The organism is Pseudomonas sp. GW821-FHT03A09, assembly GCF_059421065.1.
Genome location: NZ_JBWKUX010000010.1, coordinates 16,996 through 33,280, shown reverse-complemented (window position 1 = coordinate 33,280; position 16,285 = coordinate 16,996). Strand labels below are relative to the sequence as shown.

At 61.1% G+C, this 16,285-nt stretch carries 17 protein-coding genes; 9 read left to right on the top strand and 8 right to left on the bottom strand.

Features of this window, described 5'->3' with window-relative positions:
* Nucleotides 1-4: 4 nt before the first annotated feature.
* The gene (locus tag AC07V4_RS18650) at nucleotides 5-382 is read right to left on the bottom strand and encodes a c-type cytochrome (RefSeq protein WP_431751670.1); all 378 of its coding nucleotides are present in this window, start codon (nucleotides 380-382) and stop codon (nucleotides 5-7) included.
* Nucleotides 383-649: 267 nt separating this feature from the next.
* Between AC07V4_RS18650 and AC07V4_RS18645 the strand changes: the two genes are divergently transcribed.
* From AC07V4_RS18645 to AC07V4_RS18630, 4 genes are all read left to right on the top strand, one after another.
* Nucleotides 650-1,624, top strand: a complete 975-nt coding sequence (locus AC07V4_RS18645) for an ABC transporter substrate-binding protein (RefSeq protein WP_492636429.1) — start codon at nucleotides 650-652, stop codon at nucleotides 1,622-1,624.
* 14 nt (nucleotides 1,625-1,638) lie between these two features.
* Nucleotides 1,639-2,994, top strand: coding sequence for an LLM class flavin-dependent oxidoreductase (locus AC07V4_RS18640; RefSeq protein ID WP_492636428.1), 1,356 nt, complete (start codon nucleotides 1,639-1,641; stop codon nucleotides 2,992-2,994).
* A gap of 121 nt (nucleotides 2,995-3,115) precedes the next feature.
* Nucleotides 3,116-4,294 (top strand): acyl-CoA dehydrogenase family protein, encoded by a 1,179-nt coding sequence (locus tag AC07V4_RS18635; protein WP_492636427.1) that lies wholly within the window; start codon nucleotides 3,116-3,118, stop codon nucleotides 4,292-4,294.
* The gene (locus AC07V4_RS18630; RefSeq protein WP_492636426.1) at nucleotides 4,291-5,232 is read left to right on the top strand and encodes a D-isomer specific 2-hydroxyacid dehydrogenase family protein; all 942 of its coding nucleotides are present in this window, start codon (nucleotides 4,291-4,293) and stop codon (nucleotides 5,230-5,232) included. The genes AC07V4_RS18635 and AC07V4_RS18630 overlap by 4 nt, the downstream gene beginning before the upstream one ends.
* Here the strand turns inward: AC07V4_RS18630 and AC07V4_RS18625 are convergent.
* From AC07V4_RS18625 to AC07V4_RS18610, 4 genes are all read right to left on the bottom strand, one after another.
* Entirely contained in the window at nucleotides 5,229-6,116 is an 888-nt protein-coding gene (locus tag AC07V4_RS18625; RefSeq protein WP_492636425.1) for a LysR family transcriptional regulator, read from the bottom strand. The genes AC07V4_RS18630 and AC07V4_RS18625 overlap by 4 nt on opposite strands.
* Nucleotides 6,117-6,252: 136 nt before the next feature.
* Nucleotides 6,253-6,870: an isochorismate family cysteine hydrolase YcaC gene (gene ycaC / locus AC07V4_RS18620; RefSeq protein WP_492636424.1), complete on the bottom strand. Its 618-nt coding sequence runs from the start codon at nucleotides 6,868-6,870 to the stop codon at nucleotides 6,253-6,255.
* A gap of 27 nt (nucleotides 6,871-6,897) precedes the next feature.
* The gene (locus tag AC07V4_RS18615) at nucleotides 6,898-8,736 is read right to left on the bottom strand and encodes an amidohydrolase (RefSeq protein ID WP_492636423.1); all 1,839 of its coding nucleotides are present in this window, start codon (nucleotides 8,734-8,736) and stop codon (nucleotides 6,898-6,900) included.
* The gene (locus AC07V4_RS18610; RefSeq protein WP_492636422.1) at nucleotides 8,733-9,323 is read right to left on the bottom strand and encodes an antibiotic biosynthesis monooxygenase; all 591 of its coding nucleotides are present in this window, start codon (nucleotides 9,321-9,323) and stop codon (nucleotides 8,733-8,735) included. The genes AC07V4_RS18615 and AC07V4_RS18610 overlap by 4 nt, the downstream gene beginning before the upstream one ends.
* A gap of 170 nt (nucleotides 9,324-9,493) precedes the next feature.
* Here AC07V4_RS18610 and AC07V4_RS18605 point away from each other — a divergent pair, with 170 nt between their 5' ends.
* The 3 genes from AC07V4_RS18605 to AC07V4_RS18595 all read left to right on the top strand — a co-directional run bounded on the left by AC07V4_RS18605 (nucleotide 9,494) and on the right by AC07V4_RS18595 (nucleotide 11,263).
* Nucleotides 9,494-9,925 (top strand): helix-turn-helix domain-containing protein, encoded by a 432-nt coding sequence (locus AC07V4_RS18605; protein WP_431749851.1) that lies wholly within the window; start codon nucleotides 9,494-9,496, stop codon nucleotides 9,923-9,925.
* Between the two features lie 83 nt (nucleotides 9,926-10,008).
* A complete protein-coding gene (locus AC07V4_RS18600) occupies nucleotides 10,009-10,731 on the top strand; it encodes a pirin family protein (protein WP_492636421.1) in 723 nt (240 codons plus the stop codon).
* A 145-nt stretch (nucleotides 10,732-10,876) separates the two neighbouring features.
* On the top strand, nucleotides 10,877-11,263 hold the full coding sequence (locus AC07V4_RS18595) for a hypothetical protein (protein WP_492636420.1): 387 nt from the start codon (nucleotides 10,877-10,879) through the stop codon (nucleotides 11,261-11,263).
* 62 nt (nucleotides 11,264-11,325) lie between these two features.
* Here AC07V4_RS18595 and AC07V4_RS18590 read toward each other — a convergent pair whose 3' ends face one another.
* Nucleotides 11,326-12,324, bottom strand: a complete 999-nt coding sequence (locus AC07V4_RS18590) for a quinone oxidoreductase family protein (RefSeq protein WP_492636419.1) — start codon at nucleotides 12,322-12,324, stop codon at nucleotides 11,326-11,328.
* Nucleotides 12,325-12,426: 102 nt separating this feature from the next.
* Here AC07V4_RS18590 and AC07V4_RS18585 point away from each other — a divergent pair, with 102 nt between their 5' ends.
* Nucleotides 12,427-13,290 (top strand): LysR family transcriptional regulator, encoded by an 864-nt coding sequence (locus AC07V4_RS18585; protein ID WP_492636418.1) that lies wholly within the window; start codon nucleotides 12,427-12,429, stop codon nucleotides 13,288-13,290.
* Here AC07V4_RS18585 and AC07V4_RS18580 read toward each other — a convergent pair whose 3' ends face one another.
* Nucleotides 13,291-14,250, bottom strand: a complete 960-nt coding sequence (locus tag AC07V4_RS18580; protein ID WP_492636417.1) for a GlxA family transcriptional regulator — start codon at nucleotides 14,248-14,250, stop codon at nucleotides 13,291-13,293. It lies immediately after the preceding gene.
* 107 nt (nucleotides 14,251-14,357) lie between these two features.
* On the opposite strand from AC07V4_RS18580, the gene AC07V4_RS18575 reads away from it, so the two are divergent.
* Entirely contained in the window at nucleotides 14,358-14,900 is a 543-nt protein-coding gene (locus AC07V4_RS18575; RefSeq protein ID WP_492636416.1) for a thioesterase family protein, read from the top strand.
* Between the two features lie 7 nt (nucleotides 14,901-14,907).
* On the opposite strand, the gene AC07V4_RS18570 is transcribed toward AC07V4_RS18575, so the two are convergent.
* Nucleotides 14,908-16,260 (bottom strand): Fic family protein, encoded by a 1,353-nt coding sequence (locus AC07V4_RS18570; RefSeq protein ID WP_492636415.1) that lies wholly within the window; start codon nucleotides 16,258-16,260, stop codon nucleotides 14,908-14,910.
* Nucleotides 16,261-16,285 lie beyond the last annotated feature (25 nt).

Sequence of the window (16,285 nt, the reverse complement as noted above, 5' to 3'; positions counted from 1 at the left end):
ACCCTCACCGGGCTTTCGAAATCACATCCGTCATGTACTGATTCAAGTCGCGAAAGTCCTTAACGCCCCAAGCGAACGGCGCAATCTTTACGCCGTTCTCTCGCAAGGTTCTTGGAATCAGGTCGCCATTCGGACGAAGTATGACCGACGACACGATAACGCCCGGGTAATCCCTGAGGCGTTTCTTGAAAGCGGTGGTTGTCAGGTCGGGCGTGGGTGGCTGGCTTTTATTGGCCAGCGGCCCTGTTCCCTTGATGTCTGCGCCATGGCAGATGGCGCATCTCTGTGAATAGAGATTTTTGCCATTGGCATTCTCCGCAACGGAGAGTGGAGTTTGAGCCAGCGCCAATCCCCCCAGCAAAGCGATGAATATCGTTTTCAACGTTGTCGTTGTCCTTGTTGTTCGAATCCATGAAAGCTGCGGATTTTCCTTTGGGGCGCCCTCACTTGCAAGTGATCGCCTCCCTCTCTTCAAATGCAATTAACGAATAATCAACAAAACAGATAATCACCTTTTTTAATAATTAACATATAACCAAAAAGAACTTCACAGCATGTTTTTATGGGAATAACGTTAACTCCTCACCGACCCCTTCTCCAGGCGGACGTGGCCGAATCTTCATATTGACCCGCCTGGAGCCTCTACCCCATGGTCTTGACCACTCCCTTCAAACGCCTGCTCCTAGGCGCCGCACTGGCACTCGGGTTGATTACCGCCGCCGACGGCGCCGACTTGCAACCCCTGCGAGTCGCCAACCAGAAGTCCACGATCAAGGCGCTGCTGGAAGCCTCCGGCGAAACCCGGAATGTGCCCTACGCCATTCAATGGTCGGAGTTCCCCTCCGCCTCCCCCCTGGGCGAAGCGCTGAATGCCGGTGCCGTGGATATCGGTGCGTTGGGCGACGCACCGTATGTATTCGCCTTGGGTGCCGGTGCATCGCTCAAGGTGGTCAGCATCATCCATGCCGAAGGGCGTAACACCACGGCCCTGCTGGTGCCTAAGGACTCGCCGATCAAGACGGTGGCCGACCTCAAGGGCAAAAAGATCGTCACCGGGCGCGGCTCCATCGGCCACTACCTGGCGATCAAGGCCCTGGCGGGTGCCGGCCTGAGCACCAAGGATGTGCAGTTCATTTTCCTGCTGCCCAGTGAATCGCGCCTGGTGTTGGATAACGGTACGGTAGACGCCTGGGCCACCTGGGACCCTTACACCACCGTGGTCACCTCCCAAAGCCAGGCCCGTGTATTGGTCAGCGGTAATCAACTGTTGAGCAATCACCTGTACTTCGCGGCCACCAGCCAGGCCATCACCGACAAACGCGTGCAACTGGACGATTTTGTCGCGCGTATCGACCGCGCCTACGCCTGGGCCAACGCTCACCCCAATGAATACGCCGCTGCCCAGGCCAAAATCACCGGACTGCCGTTGGCCGTGCACGTGGAGGTGGCGAAAGACACCCATCTGAGCCCCGTCGTCATCGACGACTCGGTGATCCGTGGCCTGCAAGCCACGGCCGACACCTATCAAAAAGAAGGCCTGCTACCCAAGCACATCGACGTGTCCCAGGGTTTCGACAGCAGCTTCAACGCCACACGTTTCCCTACTTCCCAAGCATCGCGCTAAGCCAGGAGCCGCACATGAGCAAGCCACGTCAATTGAAGCCACGCCATTTGAAGCTGGGAGCCATGGTCCACGGTGTCGGCCACGGCTGGGGCGAATGGCGCCATCCGCAGGCACAACCCAATGCCAGCACGAACTTCGGTTTCTACAAGCAGCAGACCGCGCTGGCCGAAGGTGCCAAGTTCGACTTCGTGTTCATCGCCGACAGCCTGCATATCCACGCCAAATCCAGCCCGCATTACCTCAACCGGTTCGAGCCGTTGACTATCCTCTCGGCCCTGGCGGCACTGACCACCCATATCGGCCTGGTCGCCACCGTGACCGTCAGCTACACCGAGCCCTATCAAGTGGCGCGTCAGTTCGCCTCCCTGGACCATATCAGCGGCGGCCGCGCCGGGTGGAACGTGGTCACCTCATGGCTGAGCGGCACCGCCGACAACTTCGGCAAGGCTGAACACCCGCCCCATGCCGTGCGCTACCGCATCGCCAAGGAACACCTCAACGTGGTCAAGGGCCTGTGGGACTCCTGGGAAGATGATGCCTTTGCCTATGACAAGCAGAGCGGTGAGTTTTTCACCCCGGGCAAGCTGCATGCGCTGAACCACAAAGGCGAGTTTTTCTCGGTCAAAGGCCCGCTGAACATCGCTCGCTCGCGCCAGGGCCAGCCAGTGATTTTCCAGGCAGGCACCTCCGAAGACGGACGCAATTTCGCCGCGCAGCATTCCGATGCGATCTTCGTGCATGTCGACAGCCTCGAAGACGGCTTGGCTTACACCCAGGACTTGAAACGCCGGGCCAAAGGCTTTGGGCGTGACGCCGACAGCCTGTCGATTTTGCCGGGCATCCGCCCAATCGTAGGCCGCGATGCCGCCGAAGTGGAAAGCCGCTATCAACAAGCCGTCGACCTGGTCACCGTGGAGGACGCCATTGTCGCCCTCGGCCGCCCCTTCAATGACCACGACTTTAGCCAATACCCACTGGACGAACCGTTCCCCGAGCTGGGCGATCTTGGCGCCAACAGCCAGAAAGGCGGCTCCGACCGCATCAAGCAATTGGCCAGGGACGAGGGCCTGACCCTGCGCGAAGTGGCGCTGCGTTTCTCGCGACCCAAGCGCGACTTTGTCGGCACCCCGGAGCAAGTCGCCGATGCGATCCAGACCTGGTTCGAGGCCGGTGCCAGCGATGGTTTCATCATCAATTCGGTGCTGCCTGATGGCTTGCAGTACTTCACCGAGCTGGTGGTGCCCGTGCTGCAACAGCGCGGCCTGTTCCGTACCGAGTACAGCGGTCACACCTTGCGCGACAACCTGGGGCTGGAAGTGCCGGCCAACCGTTACAGCGAGGTTGAAGCGCCCTTGAAGGCCCTGGCCTGAATGCCATTTCCTGTGGGAGGGGGCTTGCTCCCGATAGCGGTACATCAGGTAGCACATTCATTGACTGAACAGCCGCCATCGGGAGCAAGCCCCCTCCCACATTTGACCGAGTACACTCATCATGACGTCATCGTCCCAACCGTCTTTACGCTCCGTGGAAGTCGCCAACTTCGATGCCCTGCTCGATCGCCTCAGCGCCGAACTGGCAAGCACTGCACATCTGTTTGATGAAAGCGGCGCCTTCCCCCACGCCAACTTCAAGCGGTTGCATGACCACGGCCTGGTCGCGCTCACCGTACCGAAAGCCCTGGGCGGTGGCGGCGCCAGCCTGCCCCAGGCGCGCAGGGCCATCAGTGCGATTGCCAAGGGCGAGCCCTCCACCGCATTGATTCTGGTCATGCAATATCTGCAACACACGCGCCTGCAAGACAGCAAAACCTGGCCCCCGCACCTCCGCGTCCAAGTAGCAGAAGATGCGGTGCGCAACGGCGCGCTGATCAACGCGTTACGCGTAGAACCCGACCTGGGCACCCCGGCCCGTGGCGGTTTGCCGGCAACCACCGCGGTGCGCACCGCTGAAGGTTGGCGCATCAGCGGGCGCAAGATTTACTCCACGGGCAGCCATGGCCTGAGCTGGTTCAGCGTGTGGGCGCGTAGTGACGATACCGACCCGCTGGTGGGCGCCTGGCTGGTGCCAAAAAACAGTCCCGGCGTGAGCATCATCGACACCTGGGACCACCTGGGTATGCGCGCCACCTGCAGCCATGAAGTGGTGCTCGACAACGTGCTGGTGCCGTTGGACCACGCGGTCAGCGTCAGCCCCTGGAGCGCGCCGCAACCCGAGCTGGATGGCGAAGGGTTCCTGTGGATGGCGGTGTTGTTGTCGTCGGTGTACGACGCCGTGGCCCAGGCCGCACGGGATTGGCTGGTTAACTGGCTGGAAGAGCGCAAGCCATCCAACCTTGGGGCGGCGCTGGCCACCCTGCCACGGTTCCAGGAAACCGTCGGGCATATCGATACGTTGCTGTTCGCCAACCGCAGCCTGTTGGACGCTGCGGCCGAAGGGCACACCCCGGCCACCCACGCGGCGCAGTTGAAGTACCTGGTGACCCACAACGCAATCCGTGCGGTGGAGCTGGCCATCGAAGCTTCGGGCAACCCCGGTCTTTCACGTCATAGCCCGCTGCAACGGCACTATCGCGACGTGCTGTGCAGCCGCGTCCACACCCCGCAGAACGACGCCGTGCTGCAAGGCGTCGGCAAAGCCGTGTTCGCACAACGCCAGAAGGAACGCACATGAGTCAGGTGATTATCGCCAGCCAGCTGGACGAAGACTTCAACGCCGTGATCCGCGAACGCCTGGCCCCGCTGCACCCCGAAGCCCAGGTGATCGGAGTGCCGGTGGGCGTGCCTAGTGACCTGCCACCCCAGGCCAATATCTTGCTGTTGCGTCCGATCAACGTACGGGGCTACACCGCGCCGGACACTCCACCACCCGGCTGGCCTTACGGCGCGCAGTGGGTGCATCTGGTGTCGTCGGGTATCGACTTCTACCCACAGTGGCTGTTCAACGGCCCGCCGGTGACCACCTCGCGGGGCAGCGCCGCCGATAACCTCGCCGAGTTCGCCCTGGCGGCAATCTTTGCCGCCGCCAAACACTTGCCGGACATCTGGGTGAAGGACGCCCAGTGGCAGTTCACCGCGCTGCGCCCGCTCAAGGACACCACGTTGGGGATCCTGGGATTTGGGGCAATTGGCGAGCGCCTGGCGCAAAAGGCCCTGGCCTTGGGGATCAACGTCGTGGCGCTGCGCCAAAGCCAGGCACCGTTCAGTTCGGGCGTGGAAACCGCCAAGGGCATCCATGACCTGTTCGCCCGCGCCGATCACCTGGTGGTAGCCGCACCGCTGACCGAGGCCACGCGACATATCATCAACCGTGAGGTACTAGGGAGCGCCAAGCCGGGATTGCACCTGATCAACATCGCGCGGGGTGGTTTGCTGGATCAGGAGGCGCTGCTCGAAGCGCTGGATAACGGTCAGATTGGGCTGGCATCGCTGGATGTGACGGAGCCGGAGCCATTGCCGGATGGTCATCCACTGTACAGTCATCCGCGTGTGCGGTTATCGCCCCACACCTCGGCGATTTCTACCCGCAGCCAGCATGAGATTGCCGACGCATTCCTTGCCAATCTGGAGCGCTACCTGAGCCAGCAAGCGCTGCACAACCTGGCCAACTAGCACCCACCGGCCAGACGTTCGCGCAAAAACTCCACCAGCGCCTGCACCGGTCGTGAACTCTGCCGGTGCTGAGGGTACACCGCCGACAGGGTCAGGGCTTCGGGGGCGTACTCGTCCAATAGCGTCACCAGGCGCCCGTCTTTCAAGGCATCGGCGACGATAAAGTTCGGCAGGTAAGTGACACCCAACCCGGCGATGGCCGTGTCGCGCAGCAGCTCGCCGTTATTGACGCGCATACGCCCGCTGACATTCAGCGACTGCAGCTTGCCCTTCACCTGGAAACGCCATTGCACTTGGCGACCATGGCCGTAGGGCAGGCAGTCGTGGGCGGCCAGGTCTTCGGGCTTGAGCGGCGTACCGCGCAAGGCCAGGTACTCGGGGCTGGCACAGTACACGCGCTGGACGCTGGCGATGCGCCGAGCGATCAAGGTGGAATCTTCCAGGGTGCCAATGCGCAATACCAGATCGTAGCCCTCGCCGATCAGGTCCACGGGACGGTCGCTCAGGTCGACTTCCACCGAGACATGTGGATGCCGTTGCAGGAACAACGGCAACAGGCAACCCAAATGCGCCATGGCAAACGACAACGGCGCGCTGAGGCGAATGGTGCCGCGAGGGTCGCTGTTCTGGCCGGCGATGCCCTGCTCCACTTGCTCGATTTCGCTGAGCAGACGCAGAGCGGATTCGTAATAACTCTGGCCGAGTGGCGTGACGTCTAGGCGGCGGGTGGAACGGTTGAGCAAACGCACACCCAGGCGGTCTTCCAGCTGGATCAGGCGGCGGCTGACAAATTGCTTGGACAGCCCCAATTGTTCGGCGGCGGCGGTGAAGCTGCCGGACTCCATGACCTGGCAGAACAGGCGCATGTCTTCGAAGGGATTCATTGTCGCTTCTCGGTGGACATTTGCCTGGTTTATAGCGGGTTGGTCGCCACACCACAAATCAAATGAGTGAACACAGTCAAATGTGGGAGGGGGCTTGCCCCCTCCCACATAGGATCACTTATATCTTCAGAGCAGGTTACTTGGCCGTGAAGGCCGAATAGCTGTTCATCAGGTTGCGGTAGTTGGGAATGCGCTGGGACAGCAGGTTGGCCAGGCCTTCCATGTCGTTGCGCCAATCCACCTGCAGCTCACACGCCACCGAGAACCAGTTCACCAGTTGAGCACCGGCAGCGGTCATGCGCGCCCAGGCGGCTTGTTGCACGGTTTCGTTGAAGGTGCCGGAGGCGTCGGTGACCACGAATACGTCGAAGCCTTCGGCCAGGGCGCACAGGGTCGGGAACGCTACGCAGACGTCAGTCACCACACCGGCGATGATCAGTTGTTTGCGGCCGGTGGCTTTCACCGCCTTGACGAAATCCGCGTTGTCCCAGGCGTTGATCTGGCCTGGGCGCGGGATGTACGGCGCGTCCGGGAACATCTCTTTCAACTCGGGCACCAGCGGGCCGTTGGGGCCGGATTCAAAGCTGGTGGTGAGAATGGTCGGCAGCTTGAAGAACTTCGCCAAGTCGGCCAGGGCCAGCACGTTGTTCTTGAACTCGTTGGGCGAGAAGTCCTGCACCAGGGAGATCAGGCCGGTCTGGTGGTCGACCAGCAGCACCACGGCATCGTCTTTGTTCAGGCGTTTGTACGTCATGGGGGTTAGCTCCTTTTGGGGGTTGAATCAGAAGGCAAAACACGAGCAGCCAAACGCACCCCAGAAACCCTGGAAGTCGCTGACCGGCACGCTGGAGAGCCGCGCTTTTTCATGGCTGTGGGCATGCACGCCGCACGGGCCGCTGCACTGATGGACTTGCGCCTGCAAGGGCGAACTGGGGCGCCAGTGCCCCGGCACCTTGACCACGGGCGACCAGTCCGGCAGCACCGGAAGGCGTTGGGGTGAAACATCTTCGAAGTCGCCAGCGCCGTACACCACTTTGCCGCCGACCACGGTGAGCACCGATTCGATCCACTTGATGGCTTCTTCCTCGACGCTGAAAAAGTCCGCCGACAGTGCCGCCACGTCCGCCAGCTGGCCAACCTTTATCTGGCCTTTCTTGCCCTGCTCGGACGAGAACCAGGCGCTGCCGTGGGTAAACAGCTCCAATGCGGTGAGCCGTGGCAAGCCTTCGGCATGCAGGGCCAGGCCGCCGACGGTGCGACCGCTGACCATCCAGTACAGCGAGGTCCACGGGTTATAGCTCGACACCCGCGTGGCATCGGTGCCCGCCCCTACCGGCAGCCCTTCGGCGAGCATGCGCTGGATCGGCGGCGTGGCTTCGGCAGCCTTGGCGCCGTAACGCTCGACGAAATACTCGCCCTGGAAGGCCATGCGGTCCTGAATCGCAATGCCACCGCCAAGGGCACGCACGCGCTCGATGTTCTGCGGCGTGATGGTTTCGGCATGGTCGAAGAACCACGGCAAGCCATTGAACGGAATGTCGCGATTGACCTTCTCGAACACGTCGAGCATGCGCGAGATGGACTCGTTATAGGTGGCATGCAAACGGAACGGCCAACGCTGTTCAACCAAGTGACGCACCACCGGTTCCAGCTCCTGTTCCATGGTCTGCGGCAGGTCGGGACGCGGTTCGAGGAAGTCTTCGAAGTCAGCTGCCGAGAACACCAGCATTTCACCGGCGCCGTTGTGACGCAGGTAGTCATCGCCCTGGTGCAGAGTGACGCTGCCGGTCCAATGCTTGAAGTCGCTGAGTTCTTCCTTGGGCTTCTGGGTGAACAGGTTGTAGGCGATGCGTACCGTCAACTGTTCGTCCTTGGCCAACTGCTCGATCACGGCATAGTCGTCGGGGTAATTCTGGAACCCGCCACCGGCGTCGATCGCACTGGTGAGGCCCAGGCGGTTGAGTTCACGCATGAACTGTCGCGTGGAGTTGACCTGATACTCCAGGGGCAGTTTCGGGCCTTTGGCCAGGGTCGCATACAGGATCATCGCGTTGGGTCGCGCCACCAGCATGCCGGTGGGGTTGCCGTTGCCGTCACGCACGATCTCACCGCCTGGCGGGTTCGGCGTGTCCTTGGTGTAGCCGGCCACGCGCAGGGCGGCACGGTTGAGCAACGCGCGGTCGTACAGGTGCAGCACAAATACTGGCGTGTCGGGCGCGGCCTGGTTCAATTCGTCCAGGGTCGGCATGCGTTTTTCGGCGAACTGGAATTCGTTCCAGCCCCCCACTACCCGCACCCATTGCGGTGTTGGGGTGCGGTCGGCCTGGTCCTTGAGCATGCGCAACGCATCGGCCAGGGACGGCACACCTTCCCAGCGCAGTTCGAGGTTGTAGTTCAACCCGCCACGGATCAGGTGCAGGTGCGAGTCGTTGAGGCCGGGAATGACGGTGCGGCCCTTGAGATCGATGACCTGGGTGCCGCTGCCGCGCAGGGCCATGGCCTCGGCGTCGGTGCCGACGGCAACAAACCGTCCCTGATGGATGGCGACGGCCGTGGCGCGTGGGTTTTCCCGGTCCACGGTGTGGAACTGGCCATTGAACAGAATCAGATCGGCGTTCATAGGGTTTCCTTTACAGAGGCTTCGAGCCAGGGAGCGAACAGGCGAGTGGCAGCCGGCATCAGCAGGTAGACCACCAGCAGCACAATGGTCAGGGTGACCAGAAACGTGGCGACAACGTAGTTGGAGAGCAGCGGATGCAAGCGCAGCACCGGGCCCCAAAGGATGGGGATCAACAGGGTCAGCGGCAGGATCACCAGCAGCGTGACAATTGCCTGCTTCCAGCGCGGCGGCTTGGCGGCGGCATCGGCCAGGGGCGAAAACCAGAACTCGTTGACCGCGCCGACTTCAGTCCGGTCGCCGTCGGCGAGCATCGGCGTGGCTTCGTTGATGAGGTCCTGGCGTTGGGGCGAGTCCAGCCAACGCTTGAGGTCATCGGCCGAGCGATAGCGCAACACGCAGGTGAACAACGTCAGACCACCTTGTTTGCTGCGCACCACATCGACGCCAAGGTGCCCCGGACGCTCGCCGGCAATACGCACGGTGCGCCGCAGCCATGCTTCGTAATCGGCTTCAAGGCCCCGTTTCACGAGGTGTTTGACCACCAGGGTCACGACCTCGTCCGGCCCGCCTTGTGCTGTTGAGTCCATCGCGCCCCTCCCCTGGATACTTGAACGTTCACAAGAGTGTGCGACGCTGCGATGTAGAAAAATTGCATGTATGTGCTCAGCACGAGCGATGCCTATAGCGGGCTACACTGGGTATTCATTCACCGGTAAGGTGGGTGAAAACCAGCGCCCTTCGACCACGGATATCGATCATGGCTCAACCAGCAGTTGCAACCGGAATGCTGTGTTCCCAGCGGGAACAGAAGGTCAAACAATTGATCCTCGCCAACTTGGCCGAGCCACTGGAGGTGACGGAACTGGCCCGCGCCTGTGAGCTGTCGCGCAGCCATTTCTCCCGGGCCTTCAAGCGCACCACTGGCGTGGCGCCCCGGGAATGGATTCGCCAGCAGCGCATCAAACGGGCCAAGGTGCTGATCACCGCCTCCGGCCTGAGCCTGACGCAAATCAGCCAGGAATGCGGGTTCTGCGACCAGGCGCACTTCTGCCACCTGTTCAGCCGCAGCGAAGGGGTGAACCCGATGACCTGGCGCAAGCTGCAACTGCGCTATCGCGATCATCTCAAGGCCCTGCAGCTGGCAATCGTCAACTGTAATGAGACAGTTATTCAAAATACAGCTTCTTAATCAACCCACTGCTAACCAGTAACCTTCTCCTCACACCGAAGCCCTGCATCTCGCAGACCCGCTTCCCTTGAGGAGAACACCCCATGCTGACCCTTCGCAAAGCCTCGGAACGCGGCGCCGCCAATCACGGTTGGTTGAAGTCGTTCCACACCTTCTCGTTCGCCAACTACTGGAACCCCAAGGAGCAGGGTTTCTCCGACCTGCTGGTGATCAACGACGACCGCGTCGCCGCCGGCAAAGGTTTCGGCCAACACCCGCACCGCGACATGGAGATTTTCTCCTATGTGCTCGAAGGCGCCCTGGAACACAAGGACACCCTGGGCACCGGCTCGGTGATCCGCCCTGGCGACGTGCAACTGATGAGCGCCGGCAGCGGCGTGGCCCACAGCGAGTTCAACCACAGTCAGAACCACGGCGTGCACTTCCTGCAGATCTGGATCGTGCCGGATGTGGTCGGCGCCAAGCCACGCTACCAGCAGGAGCACTTCAGCGAAGCGCAGAAACGTGGGCGCTTGCAGTTGATCATCTCGCCGGACGGTGCCAAGGGCTCACTGAAGGTGCGCCAGGATGCACGGGTGTATGCCGGGCTGTTCGACGGCAACGAGAGCGCGACCCTGGACCTACCACGGGACCGCTACGCCTACATCCATGTGGCACGGGGCAGCGTCGAGCTCAACGGCCAGCGCTTGCAGGAAGGCGACGGTGCCCGGGTGCGCGATGAACGCCAGATCCACCTGAGCCAGGGCGACAACGCCGAGGTGCTGGTGTTTGACCTGCGCCCACAGGAACTGCCGCAGATGCCATGACCGGCCCTGCGATGGCCCGCCAACACGGGCCATCGCTGGCGTCGATAGTCACCATCAGCGCAATGAAGTTCTCTTAAAAAATCCAACGCGTACCATCAAACCCATACCAAGCAACACCCAAACCAAACACTCGGAGCACATCACCATGAAACGCCAAATCTTGCTTAGCCTCGCTTTCTCGGTACTCGCTGCCAATGCTTTTGCCCACCCGGTTGTCGCTGAAGGCGGCGCGGATCGCCTGATGGAAAGCCGTGTGGCCGAAGGCGGTTCTGATCGCCTGCTGGAGCGCCGCGTAGCTGAAGGCGGTTCTGATCGCCTGCTGGAACGTCGCGTAGCTGAAGGCGGTGCCGATCGTTTGCAAGAACGTGGCCTGGCTGAAGGTGGTGCAGATCGTCTGCAAGAACGTGGCCTGGCTGAAGGTGGTGCGGATCGTCTGCAGGAACGTGGCCTGGCCGAAGGCGGTGCCGATCGCCTGCAAGAACGTGGCCTGGCCGAAGGCGGTGCGGATCGTCTGCACAGCAACAACGCCTGACCCCGCGCAGCTGGCGGGGCACCCCAAACCGGCCTGATCAGCCGGTTTTTTTTCTCCCGCGATTAGTCCAGATTGCGCGCCAGCCACAACACAGCCTTGCCGATCTGCTGCCGTGCCTCGATGCGCTCATGCACATCTTTGACGGTCTCCAGTGTGTAATGCCCTTCAATCTCCACGCTCAATGAGCCTTCCAGCATCGCCGCAAACACCGCGTTCGCCCGTCGTTGCACGGTGGAGCCGTCAGCCATATGGTCGGCCAGGCGCGGCCGGGTCAAAAACAACGAACCGGCTTCCCCCAGTTCAATCGGGTCAAGGTCGGTCAATGAGCCCGAGACGTTGCCGTAATTGACGATCAACCCGCGTGTACGGCACGCCCTGAAACTGTCGCGCAAGGTGGTTTTCCCCTGGGAATCAAACACCACGTCCACGCCTCGCCCGCCGGTAGCCTCCAGGACACGCTCGGCAAACCCGTCATAGGTCCAGGCGTGATGGGCACCGCGCTCAAGGGCAATCGCACATTTCTCTGCCGTGCTGCCGGTGGTGAATACCGTCGCGCCGAGCCGACGCGCCATCTGCACCAACAACTGGCCGATGCTGCCCGATGCCGCGTGGATCAGGCAGGTGTCACCGGCCTTCAGTTGCGCCACATCCTCGATCAGGTAATGGGCGGTGCAGCCCTGAAACATAGCCGCAGCCGCCTGATCAAACGGTATGGCGGTGGGAATCTGCGCCACCTTATCGGCCGGCACACAGGCGTATTCGGCATAGGCGCCCCAGGCGATGCACCAGGCCACACGGTCGCCCACGTGCAAATGACTGACACCGGCGCCCACTGCCACCACCACGCCCGCGCCTTCCATGCCCAAGGTGCACGGCAGGCGCACCGGGTAAGTTGCTGATTGGGCGTACTTGCCCTGGCGGGTATGAATATCCATGAAGTTGATGCCTGCGCAGGCAACCTGCACCAACACGTGCCCCGCCGTGGCCTGGGGTTTGGGGACGTCATGGCGCAGTTCGGCCACTTCAGGGCCGCCGTAGGCTTGCAGGGTGATGGCTTTCATCGAGGAACAACTCCGTTTGCACTGGGAAGCGGCCATGGTAAAAGAGCACCATCAGCCTGAAAATTCCCCATTCATTCACACCCTCCGTGCGGAAATAACCCGATGTTTGACTGGCAGGATCTGTATTACTTCACCGTGTTGGCTCGTACACAGTCGTTGTCAGCGGCTGCCCGGGAATTGCAGGTTGAACATGCCACCGTGGGGCGCCGCGTCGATGCGCTGGAAAAAGCCCTGGGCGTCAAGTTGGTGGACCGCTTGCCGCGCAGCCGGCCGCTCACTGCGCAGGGTTTGGCCTTGGCAGAGCTGGCGGCAGGCATGAGTGAGATGGCCACTGACGTCATGCGCCTGTCGCGGGTCGCGTCCATTGAAATGGCCGGCACCGTGCGAGTTAGTTGCCCGCCCTCCATCGCCAACCACTGCATCGCGCCGCACATCGCCCGCTTACGTACCCAGTACCCGCAATTGAACCTGGTGCTGATGCCGTCGACCCAGTTGGCGGCGTTGGACAAGGGCGAAGCCGATATTGCCTTGCGCACCGTGCAGCCCGACGAGCACGCATTGGTACGGCGCCGGGTCGGTGTGGTGCGTTTCGGGCTGTATGGCGCGCCCGAACTCCAGCAACTGCCCGCCCCACAGTGGACCTTCGTCGCCTATGACAGCAGCCGTGATCACCTGCCCCAACAGGCGTGGATGCACCAACTGCGCGGCCAGCGCCCGGTGGTGTTCGCCGCCAGCGAACTGATTACCCAGCAAATGGCCGCCCGCTCACAGGTCGGCGCCGTGGTATTGCCGACCCTGGTGGGCGACCACGACCCGTTGCTGGTCAGGTTACCCACCGCCAGCGAAGGCCCGGTGCGCGATATCTGGCTCACGGTGTACCCGGATATACGTCGCTCGCCGTCGGTGAAAGTGGTGATGGAGTTTCTGGTGACCTGTATCGAAGGCGAGGCCCAACTACACCGCTAATCAGCCCGTGGCGCCGAGGAATTTCTTGCGATACGCCGCCGGCAGCATCCCCACTCGCTGCTGGAACAAGCGGCGAAAGGAATTGCTGTCTTCATACCCCACCGCGTAGGTGATGCTTTCGAGGGTCATGCGCGTGGCTTCGAGCATTTGCTTGGCCCGCTCCAGGCGCAGCGTTTGCAGGTAGGCAATCGGCGTATGACCGGTGGCGTCCTTGAAGCGCCGCTTGAAGTTGCGCACACCAAAACCGAAGCGCTGCGCCACTTCGTCGATCACCAGTGACTGGGCAAAGTGCTGCTCCAGCCAGTGCTGTACCCGCAGGATCTCACTGTCACCATGGCTCTTGGGCAACGACCACATGGCGTACACCGATTGCTCGGTGCGCACCGTGTCGATCAGCAGGTATCGGCTGCACGTGTGGGCCAGTTCCGGCGAGCCGAAACGGCGGATCAAGTGCAACATCAAATCCATGGCCGCACTGGCCCCGCCACAGGTGATCACGCGATTTTCTTCGCACAGGATCTGCGCGTCATCCAGGCGAACCGTGGCATAGCGGCGCCGGAACAACTCGGCGAACGCCCAGTGGGTGGTGGCGCGCAAGTCGTGCAGCAGACCGGTTTCGGCCAATAGAAAAGCGCCCGTGCACATCGAGGCCAGCACCGCGCCCCGGGCATGCTGCTCGCGCAGCCATGGACCGTAGCTGGGAAACGCCGGCAACGCCTCCTTCAAGGTAAAGAGAAACCCTGGGATCAGTACCAAGTCGGTCTGGGTCACTTGCGCCAACGAATAGTCCACCTGCAAACGCTGCCCGCCCCAGGCATCGACAGGCTGGCCGTCGAGGGAGGCCACCACGATCTCAAAGGGTGGCGCTTCGACGAACAGGTTGGCGGCGCTGAGCATCTCCAGGGCCAACGTGGCGCTGGCGGCGGAACATTTGTCAGCCAGGAGCAAGGTGATGTGCATTTAGAGGCCTGCTTGCGCTTTTCGCATGTAATAAGTCATTTGCGCACCTACCTTAGCCGATCCGACGCCTTTACAGTGCGCTCTCTGATCAACTGCCTGGCGTTTTTATGAATCTCTGGTTTCGCTTGTTCCGCATGCTGTGCCGCCGCCCGTGGCGCAACCCCGCCCATGGCCTGGACACTACGGTGGTGCGCATGCGGGTGTGGCCACTGGACCTGGACATCAACCGGCATGTCACCAATGGCCGGTATTTTTCCCTGGCGGATGTTGCGCGCATGGATTTTGTACTGCGCACCGGCGCTTTTCGCGTGGCCCTGCGCAAGAAAGCACTGCCTATCGTGGGCGATACCTGGGGCAAGTTCCGTCGGGAATTGAAGCTGTTCGAAGCCTTCGAGGTGCATACCCGCATGCTCGGCTGGGATCAGAAATGGAGCCTGATGGAGCACCGCTTCGTCAGCAACGGTCGGGTCGTCGGCGTGGTGGTGATGCGCGGCCTGTTCCGCAGCGCCAAGGGCACCCTGCCCCCGGCGGATTTCCTGCGTGAACTGGACCTGGACGAAACCTCACCGCCGATGCCGCAATGGCTGAACGACTGGGCCGCCAGCTGCGATGCCATGAGTGTGCAGTTGCGGGGGGAGGAGCAGGTTTGACATCGCTTCAGCTTGAGGAGCCCAGCGCCGTCAAGTTGGCCTGCCCATCGTTTCGTGCAACGTACAGATAGCTTTTTCCTTCCTGGACCTTGAGCAGCACTTTCATCTCGACCAGCTTCTCAAGGTCCTTACGTGCGGTATTTTCCGAAACGCCATAGTCATGGGTGAGTTCCTTGGGCGTGAATATGCGTCCTGGATGCTGGAGCACTTTCTTCAAGAAATGGCCCTGTCGGTAGTTCAACCGCTCTTTCAATTCAAGTGTGGTCAACCAACTCATCAGCTCTGCCGCCTCCAGGCGCTTGCTGTCGAAATAGGCCATGAATTGCTGAATGGCCCGCTCAATTACCCGCAATTGATAAATGACGAAGTAGGTCAAATCAAACGCATCGGTTTCCGTATACACGTACGAACGCCCATATTGCATAGGGGCTTGCTTGAGCAGCGTGCTGATAGAAATGTATTCAAATGGCCAATAACCACTTTTGAGCATGAACCAGTAAAACAAAGCGCGTGCGGTGCGCCCATTGCCATCCCTGAACGGGTGTTCATAGCCCAGCATGAAGTGCAGGATAACGGCCTTCACCACAGGATGGATAAAGTGTCTGCCATCCTGGCCGTCATGCCGATCATTCGCGAACTGGCAAAGCGCCTCAAGCCTGACCGGCAACAGCACGGCCTTGGGTGGCTGGTGGACGACTTCGTCACCTGCACCACCGACAAAAATATCGTCACTGTCCCTGATGTGCCCCGGATGAACGTCGTCCTCTTCAATATCTGCGGTGGCAATGCCATGCAGTTCACTGATCAGCGCAACAGACAGTTTTTCGTCCTTGTTGTACTTGGCATGCTTCATCAGTTGATAGTTGTTGAGGATCATCCGCTCATCGTCAGTTTGAGGCGTTCGCTCTTTGGCCAACATGTCCTTGGCGATTTTACGGGTTGTCGCGGCACCTTCCAGTTGGGCGCTGGAAATCGCCTCCTCCATCATCAACGAGTCAACCAGATACTGGGTGTTGTCCCGGTATTGGGGCGATGATGCCGCCGCGCCTCCCAGCCTGGACGTCACCGATTCAACAGCGTGAATCACTGCCTCACAAAAATCAGTGCCGTATAAGAAAAAGGGACTACCGCATTCGCTGCGCAGCTCAAGGGTTTTGCTCGCGCACGCCCGAGCCATTTTGATCGCAGCCCACGCAGCCTCTTTGTTGACGCCGGGCGCAGGATAACGACGAAACTCGTCCCAATGCAGATACCGCCCCTTGTCATCTACCGCCCTGTGGAGACGCGCCAGCTCAAAAACCTCCATGCCATATTGCTTCAGCAACACCGCGAAGTCGGTCGGTTTTTGGACTTTAGCCATGACTGAAACTCAATTTTCAAAAATT